Here is a 562-nt window from a genome sequence, read left to right on the forward strand (position 1 = left end):
GATCGGGGTGGCGTTGATGGCGTGATCGGCCAGCCAGGGCTGGGCGGTGACCGACAACCGGCCGGTCAGGATGGCGCCGCCGTCGGGCTGCTCCACCACCGCACCCAGGATCGGGTGGTCGGCGGCGATCTGGCCGACGGCGGCCGGGTCACCGGCCGGGGCGGGCTGCAGCCAGTAATGCCGCCGCTGGAAGGGGTAGGTGGGCAGGTCCAGATGGCCGATGCGGGCGCCGGCCGGTCCGGCTGGTGCGGTGGTCCAGGTCGGCCAGGCGGTCCAGTCCATGCTGGTGCCGCAGGTCCAGGCCAGGCCGAGCCCGGCGACCAGTTGGGCGGTCTCGTCCCGGTCGCGGCGCAGCAGGGCCACCACCGAGGCTGGCTCTGCGTCCCCGCGGCTGGCGTCGGCACTGCGGGCGTCGGCGTGGTCGTTGTGGTGGGTGAGGGTTTGTTCGATCATGGGGGTCAGCTGGGCGTCCGGACCAGCCTCGACGAAACAGCCGACCTGATGCCGGGACAAGGTGGTGATGGTGTCGGCGAACCGGACCGGCTGCCGTACGTGATCCACC

Annotated in this window: 1 protein-coding gene; it reads right to left on the reverse strand. The window is 72.8% G+C overall.

Annotated features, from left to right (window positions below):
- On the reverse strand, positions 1-453 hold a 453-nt coding region (locus EJK15_RS69865), incomplete at its 3' end, for a hypothetical protein (protein ID WP_206062433.1).
- Positions 454-562 lie beyond the last annotated feature (109 nt).

This window comes from Nonomuraea basaltis, assembly GCF_005893125.1.
Lineage (GTDB): Bacteria > Actinomycetota > Actinomycetes > Streptosporangiales > Streptosporangiaceae > Nonomuraea > Nonomuraea basaltis.